Origin of the sequence: Pseudomonas fluorescens, from assembly GCF_902497895.1 — a bacterium.
Lineage (GTDB): Bacteria > Pseudomonadota > Gammaproteobacteria > Pseudomonadales > Pseudomonadaceae > Aquipseudomonas > Aquipseudomonas fluorescens_BP.
On the sequence record NZ_CABVHQ010000026.1, the window covers coordinates 17,571 to 33,322 of the forward strand.

11 protein-coding genes and 2 riboswitches are annotated in these 15,752 nt (G+C 59.9%); of the genes, 2 read left to right on the forward strand and 9 right to left on the reverse strand.

Annotation, left to right across the window (positions count from 1 at the left end):
• Positions 1–11: 11 nt before the first annotated feature.
• Both F8N21_RS14795 and F8N21_RS14800 read right to left on the reverse strand, forming a co-directional pair.
• Positions 12–506 carry a DUF934 domain-containing protein gene (locus tag F8N21_RS14795; protein ID WP_150642843.1) on the reverse strand — a complete coding sequence of 165 codons (495 nt, stop codon included), beginning with the start codon at positions 504–506 and terminating at the stop codon, positions 12–14.
• On the reverse strand, positions 490–2,148 hold the full coding sequence (locus F8N21_RS14800) for a nitrite/sulfite reductase (protein ID WP_150642844.1): 1,659 nt from the start codon (positions 2,146–2,148) through the stop codon (positions 490–492). The genes F8N21_RS14795 and F8N21_RS14800 overlap by 17 nt, the downstream gene beginning before the upstream one ends.
• 391 nt (positions 2,149–2,539) lie before the next feature.
• On the opposite strand from F8N21_RS14800, the gene F8N21_RS14810 reads away from it, so the two are divergent.
• The gene (locus tag F8N21_RS14810; RefSeq protein ID WP_150642846.1) at positions 2,540–2,788 is read left to right on the forward strand and encodes a hypothetical protein; all 249 of its coding nucleotides are present in this window, start codon (positions 2,540–2,542) and stop codon (positions 2,786–2,788) included.
• 8 nt (positions 2,789–2,796) lie between these two features.
• Here F8N21_RS14810 and F8N21_RS14815 read toward each other — a convergent pair whose 3' ends face one another.
• From F8N21_RS14815 to F8N21_RS14825, 3 genes are all read right to left on the reverse strand, one after another.
• Positions 2,797–3,015, reverse strand: a complete 219-nt coding sequence (locus F8N21_RS14815; RefSeq protein WP_150642847.1) for a DUF2970 domain-containing protein — start codon at positions 3,013–3,015, stop codon at positions 2,797–2,799.
• 860 nt (positions 3,016–3,875) lie between these two features.
• Positions 3,876–7,586, reverse strand: coding sequence for a methionine synthase (metH, locus tag F8N21_RS14820; protein ID WP_150642848.1), 3,711 nt, complete (start codon positions 7,584–7,586; stop codon positions 3,876–3,878).
• 124 nt (positions 7,587–7,710) lie between these two features.
• Positions 7,711–11,814, reverse strand: a complete 4,104-nt coding sequence (locus tag F8N21_RS14825) for a membrane-targeted effector domain-containing toxin (RefSeq protein WP_150642849.1) — start codon at positions 11,812–11,814, stop codon at positions 7,711–7,713.
• 189 nt (positions 11,815–12,003) lie between these two features.
• On the opposite strand from F8N21_RS14825, the gene nfuA reads away from it, so the two are divergent.
• Positions 12,004–12,588 (forward strand): Fe-S biogenesis protein NfuA, encoded by a 585-nt coding sequence (nfuA, locus tag F8N21_RS14830; protein ID WP_150642850.1) that lies wholly within the window; start codon positions 12,004–12,006, stop codon positions 12,586–12,588.
• Positions 12,589–12,774: 186 nt separating this feature from the next.
• On the opposite strand, the gene cobM is transcribed toward nfuA, so the two are convergent.
• The 4 genes from cobM to F8N21_RS14855 all read right to left on the reverse strand — a co-directional run bounded on the left by cobM (position 12,775) and on the right by F8N21_RS14855 (position 14,919).
• Positions 12,775–13,521 carry a precorrin-4 C(11)-methyltransferase gene (gene cobM, locus F8N21_RS14840; RefSeq protein WP_150642851.1) on the reverse strand — a complete coding sequence of 249 codons (747 nt, stop codon included), beginning with the start codon at positions 13,519–13,521 and terminating at the stop codon, positions 12,775–12,777.
• Between the two features lie 80 nt (positions 13,522–13,601).
• Positions 13,602–14,015, reverse strand: a complete 414-nt coding sequence (locus tag F8N21_RS14845) for a cobalamin biosynthesis protein (RefSeq protein ID WP_150642852.1) — start codon at positions 14,013–14,015, stop codon at positions 13,602–13,604.
• Between the two features lie 5 nt (positions 14,016–14,020).
• Complete coding sequence (locus F8N21_RS14850; RefSeq protein ID WP_150642853.1) at positions 14,021–14,713, reverse strand: CbtA family protein; 693 nt, start codon at positions 14,711–14,713, stop codon at positions 14,021–14,023.
• 11 nt (positions 14,714–14,724) lie between these two features.
• On the reverse strand, positions 14,725–14,919 hold the full coding sequence (locus F8N21_RS14855) for a CbtB domain-containing protein (RefSeq protein ID WP_150642854.1): 195 nt from the start codon (positions 14,917–14,919) through the stop codon (positions 14,725–14,727).
• A 98-nt stretch (positions 14,920–15,017) separates the two neighbouring features.
• Positions 15,018–15,244: riboswitch (cobalamin riboswitch) on the reverse strand.
• Between the two features lie 244 nt (positions 15,245–15,488).
• Positions 15,489–15,706: riboswitch (cobalamin riboswitch) on the forward strand.
• Positions 15,707–15,752: the final 46 nt, after the last annotated feature.

Sequence of the window (15,752 nt, forward strand, 5' to 3'; positions counted from 1 at the left end):
GGTTTTACCCATTAACGTCGACGAAACAGCGGCAGCGGTTCGTCGGCGGCGGCCTGATAGGTCACCGAGAAGTCCCGGAGGCTTTCCAGGGCTTCGTACGGATCTTTGTCTGCGCGCAGGGCGTAGGCATCGAAGCCGCAACGGTGCAGGTAGAACAGTTGGTCACGCAGCACGTCGCCGATGGCCCGTAGTTCGCCCTTGAAACCAAAACGATCGCGCAGCAGGCGAGCGTTGGAGTAGTTGCGCCCGTCGGTGAAGGCCGGGAAGTTCAAGGCTATCACCTGGAAGAATTCGACGTCGTCACCGATTTCCTCGGCTTCTTCATCGGCATCCAGCCACACCCCCAGGCCGCCGTCGCGGGCCTTGAGGGCGTGAGCGTGGTCACGCCACAGGGCCAGCGGGACGATCAGGTCGTCGCAGTTGGAGATGCCGTCGAAGGTCGCGTCCTTGGGCAACAAGTGCCAGGTTTCGTCGATGACCTCGTTGTTCTTAATTATTCGCTGCATAGACGCGCTCCTTGAAGAGGTCAATGCCGATACGTTGGTAAGTGTCGATGAAGCGTTCGTCTGGAGTACGTTGTTCCAGATACACGTTGATCAACTTCTCGATCACGTCGGGCATTGCATCCTGGGCGAAGGAAGGACCGAGGATCTTGCCCAGGCTGGCATCGCGACTGCCACTGCCACCGAGGGAGACCTGGTAGAACTCTTCGCCTTTCTTGTCGACTCCGAGAATGCCGATGTGGCCAACGTGGTGGTGACCGCAGGCATTCATGCAACCGGAGATGTTCAGGTCCAGCTCGCCGATATCGAACAGGTAGTCCAGGTCATCGAAGCGACGCTGGATCGACTCGGCAATCGGGATCGACTTGGCATTGGCCAGGGAGCAGAAGTCACCGCCCGGGCAGCAAATGATGTCGGTCAGCAGGCCGATGTTCGGCGTGGCGAAACCTTGCTCGCGCAGCTCGCCCCACAGGGTAAACAACTGGCTCTGCTCGACGTCGGCGAGAATGATGTTCTGCTCGTGGGAGGTACGCAGCTGGCCGAAGCTGTAGCGATCGGCCAGGTCGGCAATCCCGTCGAGTTGCTTGTCGGTGACGTCGCCCGGGGCAACTCCGGTCGGTTTCAGCGACAGGGTCACGGCGACATAGCCCGGCTTTTTGTGCGCCAGGGTGTTGCGGGTACGCCAGCGGGCGAAACCTGGATGTTGCTTGTCGAGTTCGGCCAGCTGCACAGCCTGGTCGTCCAGGGCTTGGTATTGCGGATCGACGAAATGCTTGGCGACACGATGAACTTCGGCGTCGGTCAAGGTGGTCTGGCCACCACGAAGGTGGACCATTTCCGCGTCGACTTTCTCGGCGAACACTTCAGGAGTCAAGGCCTTGACCAGGATCTTGATCCGCGCCTTGTATTTGTTGTCGCGACGGCCATAGCGGTTGTACACCCGCAAAATGGCGTCGAGGTAGCTCAACAGGTCCTGCCATGGCAGGAACTCGTTGATGAACGCGCCGACCACCGGGGTCCGGCCGAGGCCACCGCCTACCAGCACCCGGAAGCCCAGCTCGCCAGCGCCGTTGTGCACCGGCTCCAGGCCGATGTCATGGACTTCGATGGCTGCGCGGTCAGAGGTCGATCCGTTGATGGCGATCTTGAACTTGCGCGGCAGGTAGGCGAATTCCGGGTGGAAAGTCGTCCATTGGCGAACGATCTCGCACCACGGGCGCGGGTCGATCAATTCATCGGCAGCGACACCGGCGAACTGGTCGGTGGTGACGTTGCGCAGGCAGTTGCCGCTGGTCTGAATGGCGTGCATCTGCACGGTTGCCAGTTCAGCCAGGATGTCCGGGATGTCTTCCAGCGCCGGCCAGTTGAACTGCACATTCTGCCGGGTACTGATGTGGGCATAGCCCTTGTCATAGTCGCGGGCAACCTTGGCAATCATTCGCGTCTGACGCGAAGTCAGCTGGCCATAGGGCACGGCAACCCGCAGCATCGGGGCGAAACGCTGGATATAAAGGCCATTTTGCAGGCGCAGGGGGCGGAATTCTTCTTCGCTCAGTTCACCTGCCAGATAGCGTCGGGTCTGATCACGGAACTGCTTGACGCGGTCCTCGATGATCCGCTGATCGTATTCGTCGTATACGTACATATAAGTCCTGTTCTCAGGCTGCTTTGCCACAGCAAATCCGCGCGCACGGCCGCGCACTCCCAACGGAGCCGAGGCACGATACCAGTTTGCAGTTATGCGCAAAAGTGATGTTTGAGTATATGCAAAGAACTAAAACGACTAATGGAGTCCGTGGGGATAAAACCCACATTTGTGGTGCGGGCAATACTGGACTTTACTGTGCTCGAGTCTTCGTGCAATTACCGATAAAACCGACAAGAGGCGTTGCAATGAACAACACGACCAAAGCCAGTAAAAGCGACAGCAGTGTCGATGCATGGGCAATTCTGTTTCTGATCGTCCTGGTGGTCTCGACCGCGGTGTACTGGGTCAGCCATCAATAAGTAACCCGGTCCGGGCCCTGATCCGACCCTTGTCGGACAAAACGGAAATCAAGCACAAGGGCATTTCGCCAGTAACCTGCGCCGCTGATTTTCGGGGCCCGGATGACCTTGTTGAAGTTTTTTTTTGCGGTGTATTGCTGGGGATCGGCGCGATTATCGGGCCGGATGCGGATGCGGATGCGGATGCGGATGCGGATGCGGATGCGGATGCGGATGCGGATGCGGATGCCGCGTCGGTGCTGTTCCTCAATCCGGGGGCCAGGCTACGGGTGCATTGATCTGCGCTTCAGACGCCGGCCAGGTGCAAGACCAGTTTCACAATGCCAAACAGCGCCAGTGCAAAAACCACCGTGAACACAATGCCCAGCACCACGAAATGACTGGGTTTGCCATGGGTGAAATCCCGCGCGCGGTTTTTCCCGCTTTGCACGCCAAATGCCGCGGCCACGATGCTATGCAGCATCTGCCACAGGGTCGGTGGTTTGTTGTTGGCAGGGTCGTCCATAAAGCCCTCGACACAGGTTGTGTGCACAGAGCATAGCCAATTTGTGGCAAGGGTGGTGATTGCAAAAAGATCGCAGCCTGCGGCAGCTCTTATAGAACAAACGCTAATCCATTGATCCTAAAAAGGAATTTTTTCGTCCTTTTTAGGGATTTAACAATGTAGCGTCCCCAGTTCTTTGCGCGACAGCGCGGCGTCGAAGACGGGGCGGACCCTCTTATAGAACAAACCCTAAGTCATTGATCCTGATCGGCAGCAGAAGCAACGGCAAGATCAAAAGATCGCAGCCTGCGGCAGCTCCTACAGTCAGGCCGGCCGGTCGGCCGCCTCGCTTTGGCTTCTGCGGTGCACGCCCCCTCGAGAGGCTGAGCGCAGGTTCTGCGTAGTGGGCAACCCGGTATGGATGCCGGGTTAGCCGCCCCCGGCCATGGATGGCCGATGGCGGCGGGCCCACGGAGCAGGACCGGAGCGAGGGCATGTCGAGCCTAGGCGAGGCACCGAACGAAAGGGGCAAGAGCCCTTGGTTACTTGGGGCTTTTCCAAGTGACCCGCCGTAAGGGCGGAACCCTAAGAAGCTGTGACCGCAGCAACGGATATGCCCACGATCAAAAAGCCGGGACGGCCATCAAAACGTCATCGCGAGCAAGTCGGATCGCCGCACCGCACGCACCCACAGAAAGCGCCCCCAATTCTATGCACGACAGCGCGGCATCGAAGACGGGGCGGCCCCTCCTACGGGGATTTGCGTGCACCCGCGATATCGGGGGGTACGCAAACCCCCGACCGCGTACGCCCGCGATGTCGGGAATGTACGCAAATCCCCTGTAGGAGCTGCCGCAGGCTGCGATCTTTTGATCTTGACCTTAGTTGTCGTAACCCAGGTTAGGCGACAACCAGCGTTCGGTAACGCTCAGGTCCTGGCCTTTGCGCGCGGTGTAGCTCTGCACCTGGTCCTTGTCGATCTTGCCCACGGCGAAGTACTGCGCTTGCGGGTGGGCGAAGTACCAGCCGCTGACCGCCGCCGCCGGGAACATCGCGTAGTGTTCGGTGAGGAACACCCCGCTGCGGCCGGCCTTGAGTTCGCTGGCCTCTGGATCCAGCAGCTTGAACAAGGTGCCTTTCTCGGTGTGATCCGGGCAAGCCGGGTAGCCGGGAGCAGGGCGGATGCCGGTGTATTGCTCTTTGATCAGCGCGTCGTTGTCGAGCTGTTCGTCCTTGGCATAACCCCAGTAATCTTTGCGCACCTGCTGGTGCAGCCACTCGGCGCAGGCCTCGGCCAGACGGTCGGCCAGAGCCTTGACCATGATCGAGTTGTAGTCGTCGCCAGCATCCTGATAAGCCCTGGCCACTTCTTCGGCGCCGATCCCGGCGGTGGTGATGAAGCCGCCGACATAGTCGGTGATGCCGCTGTCTTTCGGCGCCACGAAGTCGGCCAGGGAGAAGTTCGGCTTGCCGTCGGTCTTGATGATCTGTTGGCGCAGGTGATGCAACCTGGCGATGGGCTTGCCGTCGTCGCCATAGACTTCCAGATCATCGTCCTGCACCTGGTTGGCCGGCCAGAAGCCGAACACCGCGCGGGCGCTGATGAGTTTCTCGTCGATCAGTTTGGCGAGCATTTCCTGGGCGTCGGCGAACAGCGAGGTGGCCGCTTCACCGACCACTTCATCGGTGAGGATGCGCGGGTACTTGCCGGCCAGGTCCCAGGAGATGAAGAACGGCGTCCAGTCGATGTATTCGGCCAGCACCTTGAGGTCGATATTGTCCAGGACCTTGGCGCCAGTGAAGGTCGGCTTCACCGGCTGGTAGCCGCTCCAGTCGAACTGCGGCTTCTTGGCGATCGCCACCGGGTAGCTCAGGCGTTCGGTGCGGGCGCTGCGGTTGGCGGTGCGCTCGCGAACTTCGATGTATTCCAGGCGGGTCTTCTCGACGAAGGCCGGTTTCAATTCCCTGGACAACAGCTGAGTCGCCACGCCCACGGCGCGGGAGGCGTCGGTGACGTAGATCACCGCGTCGTTGCTGTACTTGGGCTCGATCTTCACCGCCGTGTGGGCCTTGGAAGTGGTGGCGCCGCCGATCATCAGCGGCAGATGAAAATCCTGCCGCTGCATTTCCCGGGCAACGTGGACCATCTCGTCCAGGGACGGGGTGATCAGGCCGGACAGGCCGATGATGTCGCACTTCTGTTCCTTGGCGACCTGGAGGATTTTCTCCGCCGGGACCATCACGCCCAGGTCGACGATGTCGTAGCCGTTACAGCCCAGCACCACGCCGACGATGTTCTTGCCGATGTCGTGCACGTCGCCCTTGACCGTGGCCATGAGGATCTTGCCCTTGGCCTCCGGTTTGTCGCCTTTTTCCAGCTCGATGAACGGGATCAGGTGGGCCACGGCCTGCTTCATTACGCGGGCGGATTTCACCACCTGCGGCAGGAACATTTTGCCGGCGCCGAACAGGTCGCCGACGATGTTCATGCCAGACATCAGCGGGCCTTCGATCACCTCGATCGGACGGGCGAACGACAGTCGGGACTCTTCGGTGTCTTCAACAATGTGCGTGGTAATGCCCTTGACCAGCGCATGCTCCAGACGCTTGTTGACCTCCCAGTTGCGCCACTCGCCGGTTTCGGCTTCCTTCACACTGCCATCGCCCTTGTACTTGTCGGCGATCGCCAGCAGTGCATCGGTGCCGTTCGGGGTGCGGTTGAGCACCACGTCCTCGACGGCGTCGCGCAGTTCGGCCGGGATCTGGTCGTAGATCTCCAGTTGGCCGGCATTGACGATGCCCATGCTCAGGCCGTTGCGGATCGCATACAGCAGGAACACTGAGTGGATCGCCTCGCGCACCGGGTTGTTGCCACGGAACGAGAACGACACGTTGGACACGCCACCGCTGGTCAGCGCGTAGGGCAGATGGTCGCGGATATAGGCGCAGGCGTTGATGAAGTCGACCGCGTAGTTGTTGTGCTCTTCGATGCCGGTGGCAATGGCGAAGATGTTCGGGTCGAAGATGATGTCTTCCGGCGGGAAGCCGACTTCGTTGACCAGAATGTCGTAGGAGCGCTTGCAGATTTCCTTCTTGCGCTTTTCGGTGTCGGCCTGGCCGGCTTCGTCGAAGGCCATCACCACCACCGCGGCGCCGTAGCGCTTGCACAGTTTGGCATGCTGGATGAACTGCTCGACGCCTTCCTTCATGCTGATGGAGTTGACGATGCCCTTGCCCTGGATGCACTTGAGGCCGGCTTCGATCACTTCCCACTTCGAGGAGTCGATCATGATCGGGACGCGGGAGATGTCCGGTTCACCGGCGATCAGATTGAGGAAGGTCACCATGGCCTTCTTCGAATCGAGCATGCCCTCGTCCATGTTGATGTCGATCACCTGGGCGCCGGCTTCGACCTGCTGCAGGGCGACTTCCAGGGCTTCGGTGTAGTTGTCTTCGCGGATCAGTCGGGCAAAGCGCGCGGAACCGGTGATGTTGGTGCGCTCGCCGACGTTGACGAACAACGAATCGCGATTGATGGTAAACGGCTCCAGGCCCGACAGGCGGCAAGCCTTGGGGATATCCGGAATCGGCCGCGGCGCGTAGTTGGCCACGGCCTTGGCGATGGCTTCGATATGCGCGGGGGTGGTGCCGCAGCAGCCGCCGACGATATTCAGGAAACCGCTTTGGGCGAATTCTTCGATGACCTTGGCGGTTTCTGCCGGCAGTTCGTCGTATTCACCGAACTCGTTTGGCAGGCCGGCGTTCGGGTGCGCGGACACATAGGTGTTGGCCTTGTCCGACAGCTCTTCCAGATACGGGCGCAGCTCGCTGGCACCCAGGGCGCAGTTCAGGCCGACGGAAATCGGCTTGGCATGGCTGATGGAGTTCCAGAACGCTTCGGTAGTCTGGCCGGAGAGGGTGCGGCCGGAAGCATCGGTGATGGTCCCGGAAATCATGATCGGCAGTTCGACCCCCAACTCTTCGAACACACCTTGCACGGCAAAGATCGCCGCCTTGGCATTCAAGGTGTCGAAGATGGTTTCGATCAGGATCAGGTCGGCGCCGCCTTCCATCAGGCCTTTGGTGGCTTCGCTGTAGTTCTCTACCAGTTCGTCGAAGGTCACGTTGCGGTAACCGGGGTTGTTCACATCCGGCGACAGCGAACAGGTCCGACTGGTCGGGCCCAGCACCCCGGCGACGAAACGCGGCTTGTCCGGAGTTTCCAGCGTCTTGGCGTCGGCCACCTTGCGCGCCAGGCGTGCGCCTTCTACGTTCAACTCGTAGACCAGCGCTTCCATGCCGTAATCGGCCTGGGACACCTGGGTGGCGTTGAAGGTGTTGGTCTCGAGAATGTCGGCCCCGGCATCCAGGTAGGCTTTCTCGATCGCCCCGATCACATCCGGGCGGCTGAGAATCAACAGATCGTTATTGCCTTTGACGTCGCTCGGCCAATCGGCGAAGCGCTTGCCGCGGTAGTCCTGCTCCTCGAGCTTGTAGCTCTGGATCATCGTGCCCATACCGCCATCGAGAATCAGGATGCGCTCTTTGAGAGCTTGGTGAAGGGCTTGAAGGCGAGCGCTGCGATCGGACATAGGACTACCTGGTAAGGCCAATACAAAGAGGAGCGATGATAGCAAACCTGTGCGCTTTTAGAGCATGGCAGGGTTTTGCATGAATATCGCTCATGTTGAAGGTGGAGCTGGGCGGTAGAATCGTTCAAACCTCGATCATTTGTAGTTCATCCGTCAGTGCGTCAGCCAGTGCCGCCAGGTCGATGAAGCGTCGATTGCTCACACTGCCAAATTCGAAGTGGTTGACATAGGCTTGAGTGCCATCGGCAAGGACCGGGACATCGACGTGATTACCCTGGGCGTTCATGTAGTGCACAAAAGCCTGGCCGGGGGGCGGGTTGATAATCGCAAACAGGTTGGGTCGATAGACTCGCATGGCAAGAGACGGCCCGTTAGCCTGGTTACCCAGGCTGATGAGCAGATCACAGTGGATTCTGAGCTGGTAAGTTCCGGAAGGGGAACCGATCAGGACGCCTGGATCACTTTTGATCCGCGAAGGCAGCGTCGGGATACGCCCCCCCAGACGGATGCTGGAAGCACCGGTCAGTTCGGCCAGCCCCGGAATACCTTGAAGCGTGTTGCAGTGTGCTGTCCCCACAAGCGCCACCCAGCGGTGTGAGCCCTGGGCCAGTTGATCGAAAGCAATTCTTTTGTAGGCAAAAAAATTGAACAGGGTGATCCGGTCAAGATGATCGGACAGAGTCGGCGTGGCTGCCGGGGGGAGGAGGTCTTGCGGAGTACACAGTGAGCTGGCGGTAATATCCAGGGCCATGACGTGGACCCCCTGGGCATGTGCCACGTCGACCAGCCGCGTGTAGCTATAGAGGCCGGTCTGGGCATTCAGGGTATCTGCCAGCTGCAGTCGGTCTCCCAGTGGTGCAGGCAGTGGAAGCGTTTCTGATGCATTAAAGCGGTCCAGATGCACTTGATGAAGGTCTGTGGTGAAGACCTCGAGGTAGAGATTCCTGAGGCCCTGAGTTTTCAGTGCCGCCATGTTTTCGATCAGTAATCTTCGCGCCAGCGCAAAGATATGGGATTCGCCTATCACCAACCCATTGTGTCGATTGAACAGATGGTTGAACAGTTGCTCGGGTAGCAGGTCCCGCGCCGGTAGCGCAAGCGGCCTGGCAGGCGCGGTGAATGTTCTGAAGTAGCTTCGGGCATGTCGGCGCAATCTTGATTGAATGGCAAAGAGATGCAGCACGCCTGCCGAGATATCCAGCGGTAGGGACGGATGCAATATATCCAGGCTCAAGGACCCGGGACGCGACAGATTGGGCAGCGGGAGCGAGGTCAGGTCCGCGACCGGCAGCTCATAATCCAGGTGGGTGGTTTCCAATGGGCCTTTTTCAATCGGGTCCATGCCGCCCGGCAATCGAGGGCGAGGCTGGGGCGTCCAGTTCTCCAGGGTTGCATCCAGGACCAGCGGGTGACGCAGGGTTTCGGCGCCCCGGCCGTATACGAAACGCTGCTGTTGAGCCACATCGCAGAGATAATGCTTGTCGTTGAGCAGCAAATATTGCTGGGCGGACACCTTGCTTTGAAACAGATTGCCTTTGAGTCGATTCAGTTCCAGGGGATTGACCGTCACTTCCAGGCCTGAGAGATCGGGCCCACGCAGCAGCGATGGAATGGCGGCGGGCCTGGGTCGCAGGAGGATTCGACCGCGGGCGCCAGTAATCGACCATATAGCCCTGGCCGCGGATGTCGAACTGCCCAGTTGTTCGAGGAGTAACAGCGTGCGGATTACGCTGCTTGTCGCCCTGAGGGTTGCCGTCAGGGGAATGAAGCCGATCAGATCGATAGCCAGTTCCACGCCGAACATGATCTTGTTCCAGAGTGACTGTTGTTCGACCTCGGCGTTACTGGTCGATTCATGGTCGGCATTGCGCCGCAACGTATGGACTTGTTGCTCGTACAACGCATCGTGGAGGGGGACGGTAATCGCAAATACATGCAGGGTGTCGAATGGATTGCCGATTCTGCTTCGGGCGCCAAGCACCAGTTCACTCAACAACACTGTGCGTGACAGCTTGCGTTCGGTCAGCGACGCCTGTCCTGGTGTTGACAGGCGTTGCATGAAGTAGCGCTGCCAGGCGGGGGAGGAGGCCCATTGCTGCTTGAGGAAGTCCTGCATCGAATTCATATTGGTAAACTCCTTGAACACCTGTGCAGTGGGCGCTCCGGGGGTATACAAAACGACATTGGGCACAGATTGGCGTTTTTTGACGCTGATCATCAAAACGTCATTGAGCTCGTAACCGTTTCTGGCGCCACCTGAACCGGCAATGACCAGCGCGCTCGCCACGATCTTGTGGCCATCCACCGTTTTGCGCCCGGCCGGACTATTTCCATCAATGAGTGTCTGGATCCATTGGCATCCACGGTTTTCCCGGTCTTCGATAAATGAACTGTTATCCAGCCGGGCTGCCAGCGCATGGGTCGCCATGCTTGCCCGGTGGCTATCGATCCAGGCCTGGCGCAGAGCTGCCCTATCATCAATCAGGCGTTTTTGCAACAACACGTCGTAACCCGTGCTCACGTCCAGATCTCCTATCAGTGACCTCAGGTAGCTCTCGTCCAGTACTGTAGTGTTCCCGGCCTTGTCCATGATGGATGCGGACATCGAGGTTTCTTCTGCGGTATACAGCTTGAAAAAGGTGAAATCCCAAGGATTGCTGTTTCTTAATGCCAGCTCTGTCAGTGACAAGGTTGATGTGTAGCTGATTCTGGACGTCTGATCGTCCGAGACGGCGACGTGATCGGGTCCAACACCACCGCCCAAGCTGGCGGGGTTGAGGCTGGTAACCATCTCGACGGTCACTTGATCCGGGTTGATTGCCCTTTGCGGATAGTCGATGTCCAGTCGCCTGGCCAGTTCCTGTTGAGCAAATGCGCGCAGTGAGGGAATAGCTGCCTGCTTGAGCCGGGTCACCAGAATGTTGCTGGACTCCTGTTCGGCATTCAGCAAGCGATTCAGTGCCTGCTGGTCCTGGGTGCTCGCGTCCTGATACCACTTCGGCAAAGTCGCGCTGACAAACCGCCTGATGCGCTCCACCACCAAGTCCTGGATATCCAGGAATGAACCGATATGCGCCAGGCGATTGAATCGTTCATCGAGCTGCTCTATGTCGACCGAGTGTCGAGGCAGCAAACGCCAGATGTGTTCGATGTCCTGCTTCTGCAAGTCCAGCAGTGAGCGCACGCTGTTCTCGAACAGGTTTGCGTGGATCAGTGTGTAACCGATAAGGGGGGCTGCCTCCTGGTATCTTTGGGCGCGCGCCTGGTCTTGCCAGGCGATGTTGAGCCGCAGGTATTTGCCTGAGTCGATGTTGGCGAGCCTGATGCGCAGTGCTTGATCAAGGGCCCGGAGCGAGGCGAATGACTCAATACCTCTGTTGGGGGTATAGAGCGCAACCGCACCGATATCGGCACTGGCGTCCATCTCCCCAGGCGGGGTTTTGCACGAAAAGACCAGAATCCTGGTTAACGGGATATCAGGTTCGTTGTTCTGGCCCTTGAGGCTCAGGGCGAAGGCCGCGGGCCGTTGCTCGGCGGGCAGGTGAGCCCGTGAGTCGCGTGACGGGCTGGCAACCAATTGACCGATCAAGGCCTTGCAGGGGGCGTCGAGGGTACGATCCTCCACACGCAGGGAAGCTTCGGCCAGCAGGGCCTTGCCCAACTGTTCGGCCAGCCATTGGCTGCGGGTCATCGGGCTGCCGGGGGTAAAGGCCCCGCCCCAGAAACGGTCCAGTTGGGCCTGGTAGTAGCGATCCGGGCTGTGGAGCAGTCCTTGCACGAAGGTTTCGAACTCGGGGGTGCTGCCGGTTGTGCGCTTGATCGTGCGCATTGCGTTGAGACCGGACGGATCTTTCACGGCGTAGGTGGCTTTGGTGTAATAGCGGTAGAGCCGGTTGGGCGCCTCGAAACTTTCTCCACCCCAGGGTTTTTGTTTGAAGAGGTCGGACAACAGGCACTGTGGCGTGTGGGGCACTTCCACCCTTTGCGAACCTGAATGGGTAGTGATCCGGATGCTCTCTTCAACGGTCACCGCATCCAGGGCAATGGGCAGGGGATGGTCGGAGAACGAGCGCTGAATCGTTGCATGGAGCAGGTCCGTCAGGGCCTTGCCGGCCGTGGGCTGCTGTTCGAGCAGTTGCTTGAGCGTCTTCTGATACTCGAGCAATTGTTCCAGATAATCTTGCTGTCGAGCCTCGGCTGAAGATGCCTGGACAGTGGAAAGGGTCATGCTGCCTCCTGGGGGCGAGTGCTTTAAGAGGAGGCTAGCGACAATGCTCACATCAGCGGTTATACATACATACCGCCAGAAAACTGAAGAGCCATGGTTTCACAGTCGAGGATTTCCTGACCTAAATACTAGGACTTTGTCCGGCGCGATGATTGGCGTAAACTGCGTCCAAGCCTGTGAGGAGTCTCCATGACCGCCATAACCATTACCGACGCCGCCCACGATTATCTGGCTGATCTGCTATCCAAGCAGAACACCCCGGGGATCGGGATCCGCGTTTTTATCACCCAGCCGGGCACCCAGTACGCCGAAACCTGCATTGCCTACTGCAAGCCGGGTGAGGAAAAACCGGAAGATACCGCGCTGGGGCTCAAAAGCTTCACCGCTTATATCGATGCCTTCAGCGAAGCCTTCCTCGACGATGCCGTGGTTGATTACGCCACTGATCGCATGGGTGGTCAGCTGACCATCAAGGCGCCAAACGCCAAAGTGCCGATGGTCAACGCTGATAGCCCGATCAACGAACGCATCAACTATTACCTGCAAACCGAAATCAACCCGGGGCTGGCCAGCCACGGCGGTCAGGTCAGCCTGATCGAAGTGGTTGAAGACGGTATCGCCGTGCTGAAATTCGGCGGTGGTTGCCAGGGTTGCGGCCAGGCCGATGTCACCCTGCGCGAAGGCATCGAGCGCACGCTGCTCGAGCGCATTCCCGAGCTCAAGGGTGTCCGTGACGTCACCGACCACACGCAGAAAGAAAACGCCTACTACTAAGGCGTTCGCTGCAAACAGAAAAAACGGCTGTGGCGAGGGGGCTTGCCCCCGCTGGGGTGCGAAGCAGCCCTAAAATCTGCGACCGCGATTTGTCAGGTAAAACGCGTGCCTCTGGTTACGACTGCTTCGCAGCCGAACGGGGGCAAGCCCCCTCGCCACAGGTTCTGCGCTCACTCGGGCAATGGCTTACGGCCTGTACAAATGCGCATGCCCGGCGCGATACAGCGACGACTCGCTGAAATTGTCACTGGCCAGCACCCGACCCACCAGAATCAGCGCTGTACGGCGAAAGCCCTTGGCCTGAACCTTTTGCGCGATATCTGCCAGCGTCCCCACCACCCAATCCTGATCCGGCCAGGTGGCGCGATGAATCACCGCGATCGGGCAGTCCAGGCCGTAGTGCGGGAGCAATTCGGCGATGATTTTTTCCAGGTGATTGACCCCCAGATGAATCGCCATGGTCGCCCCATGCTGCGCCAGGCTGGTGAGTTCTTCTCCGGCCGGCATCGCGGTTTTGTCGGCATAGCGGGTCAGAATCACAGTCTGGGACACATCCGGCAGCGTCAGCTCCGCACCCAGCAGCGCCGCGCAGGCGGCCGTGGCGGTCACGCCCGGGACGATTTCGAAGGGGATGTTCAGCTCGCGCAAGTAACGAATCTGCTCGCCAATCGCGCCGTACAAGCTCGGATCGCCGGAATGCACCCGGGCCACGTCCTGGCCTTTGCCATGGGCGGTCTTGATCAGTTCAATAATCTGTTCCAGGTGCAGCTCGGCGCTGTTGACCACCTGTTCGGCCTGGTGGCCATCCAGCACGGCCGCGGGCACCAGTGAGCCGGCATAGATGATCACCGGGCAGCTGCGGATCAACCGCTGGCCTTTGACGGTGATCAGTTCCGGGTCGCCGGGACCTGCGCCGATAAAATAGACGGTCATGCCGGTCTCCTGTGCAAAGTCGGGTCGGCAATGCTTCAGATGAAGATTGCTCATGATCGAGGGCGGGGATTATCGGGATTCTACGCGCTGGAGGCTAATGCCAGGGTTGCCTGGCCATATTTTTGTCGCAGGATCAGCAACCTGGCCGGGGTCTGCGCCAGTTGTTCGGCCAGTGCCAGGGCTGCGCTCTCGGCCACGCCGTAGCAGCCGGTGCGCTCGAAGGCGATCTGCGAGTGATGGCTGAGGTGTGGCTCATAGGTGGCGAGTTGCGTGCTATTGAACAGCGTCAGTGGCAGCGCCAGTTGCTCGGCCAGTTCCAGCAGGCCGGGCTCATCGCGTTTCAGGTCGAGGCTGGCCAGCGCCCGGATCGCTCGAAGCTCGATGTTATGAGCCTGCAACGCCTGGTCGAGCAGCGCCCGCAACGTGCTGGCGGGGCAGCCGCGCTGGCAGCCCAGTCCGACCACCAGGGTCGGCGCTGTGCTGATTGCAGTCATGAGTGTTACTGACCTGCGCTTTTGCGGCGGAACAACCAGGCGCTGATCAGGCCAAGGGCCAGCCAGAACGCCGCATTGGTCAGCTGCGAGGCGATTTTGAATTGGGCTTCGAGCGCTTCCGGGGCGAGCATCGAATGCACTTCAGGCTGTGGCGCGCCAATGATGTGCGGCACGGCCAGAGTCGCCACGCCGAGGATTTTCAGCGCCCAATGCTTGCCGAATACGATCAGCGCAATACCGACAGCGGTGGACGCCGCGGTACCGACCCACCAGATCTGCCGCTGTGCCAGGTCGGCGGCGGCGGTACCAGGCAGTTCGGCCGGCAGGCCCAGGGTCGGCGCCAGGCAGAAGGTCGCGTAACCGGCCAGGCCCCAGAGCAAGCCCTGAGAGGTACGGCTCGGGGTGCGCAGGGTGTAGAGACCGGCGAGCATCAGGGCGAAACCGACCGCCACCACCAGATTGCCACCGGTGGTCGACAACACGCGCTGCCAGCCGTCTTCCGGCCCCCAGGCTTCGGCGTCATGGGTGTGAGCGGCAACCGCGCCTTCAGCATGTTCGTGAACTTCGCCAGCCGGGGCATTTTCGTAGGTTTCCGCCTGGAGAATCAGCGGCGCGACCCAGAAGCTTTGCAGCAGGGTCAGCAACAAGGCCGCGAGCAGCCCGGTGAAACCTGCGGTTTGCGCAATACGCTTGATCATTTAGGCAGGTCTCAGTGGCACGGAAAGGCGGAGCTGTGACGGGTGTCGTGGGCGGCATTGTGCACCGCTTCGATGTGCGAGAAACCGGCGAAATACACCAGGCACGCGCCGAGAATCGATGCGCCGATAGCGGCAATCAGGCGTTGGCTCAGGGTGGAGGTGGTGCTGCTGGTGCCTGCGTGGCGGGTGCTGCTGATGATCGACATGGCGCTTCCCTCTGGTGTGTCAGCGGGTGAGTCGAGCGCGTGAAAACCCCGCGAGACAGGCCCGCAGAGATCCGAACAGCGCCCGCCCACCGCGGGTTTTTGATCTATCTATTGCGGGCCGGTCTCCGGGCTCGCGAGGGGCGGGCTGGCGCCCGAACCTGCAAGAATCACCTTCCCATGCCGAACTGCTGGCACAGTGGATCTGACTCTTCGCTCGCTTACCGTTGCGGGGGCAGCACCGGACTGATCAAGGCTTGAGTAAAGCACATGACTCACCGGTTTCCCGTTTCACCCTGTGAAGGGCACCCGTAACAAGGCGTGTAGGAGAGCATGGGCGGGGGCTGGGAGTCAATTGGCAAGGGTTCTCAACTGAAGATTGCGCAGGTCCCCTGTGGCGAGGGGGCTTGCCCCCGCTCGGCTGCGCAGCAGTCGTAAAACCGGCTGATGCGTTGTACCTGAAAAACCGCGACTGCCGATTTCAGGGCCGCTGCGCGCCCCAACGGGGGCAAGCCCCCTCGCCACAGGGGAGCGCAATCGCCGATGGACATTGACCCGCCCTCAAGCGATGCGTAGCCTTGCGCTTTCGAGGTTCTTCGGCACTCAAACCGAAGCTAAGAAGGGAACGCGGTCAATGCCGCGGCTGCCCCCGCAACTGTGAACGGTCAGGTTTTCTGCCATGCCACTGCTCTCTCTCTATCCGTAGGGCGAGCGGGAAGGCGCAGAAATCGCCAGTCGAAAGACCGGCACACCGTCAGCCAGGAGACCTGCCTCGTACCAGATTCTCACTACAACCGGGCGGGGTGATCCGGTGGCGAAATCTTCCGCGCTTGTGC

Coding starts and splice junctions, on each gene's coding strand:
- F8N21_RS14855 (WP_150642854.1), bottom strand. CDS start 14,919: ATGTCGATCATCAGCAGCACCCGCCACGCAGGCACCAGCAGCACCACC.
- F8N21_RS14845 (WP_150642852.1), bottom strand. CDS start 14,015: ATGACTGCAATCAGCACAGCGCCGACCCTGGTGGTCGGACTGGGCTGC.
- F8N21_RS14825 (WP_150642849.1), bottom strand. CDS start 11,814: ATGACCCTTTCCACTGTCCAGGCATCTTCAGCCGAGGCTCGACAGCAA.
- F8N21_RS14800 (WP_150642844.1), bottom strand. CDS start 2,148: ATGTACGTATACGACGAATACGATCAGCGGATCATCGAGGACCGCGTC.
- cobM (WP_150642851.1), bottom strand. CDS start 13,521: ATGACCGTCTATTTTATCGGCGCAGGTCCCGGCGACCCGGAACTGATC.
- F8N21_RS14815 (WP_150642847.1), bottom strand. CDS start 3,015: ATGGACGACCCTGCCAACAACAAACCACCGACCCTGTGGCAGATGCTG.
- nfuA (WP_150642850.1), top strand. CDS start 12,004: ATGACCGCCATAACCATTACCGACGCCGCCCACGATTATCTGGCTGAT.
- metH (WP_150642848.1), bottom strand. CDS start 7,586: ATGTCCGATCGCAGCGCTCGCCTTCAAGCCCTTCACCAAGCTCTCAAA.
- F8N21_RS14795 (WP_150642843.1), bottom strand. CDS start 506: ATGCAGCGAATAATTAAGAACAACGAGGTCATCGACGAAACCTGGCAC.
- F8N21_RS14850 (WP_150642853.1), bottom strand. CDS start 14,713: ATGATCAAGCGTATTGCGCAAACCGCAGGTTTCACCGGGCTGCTCGCG.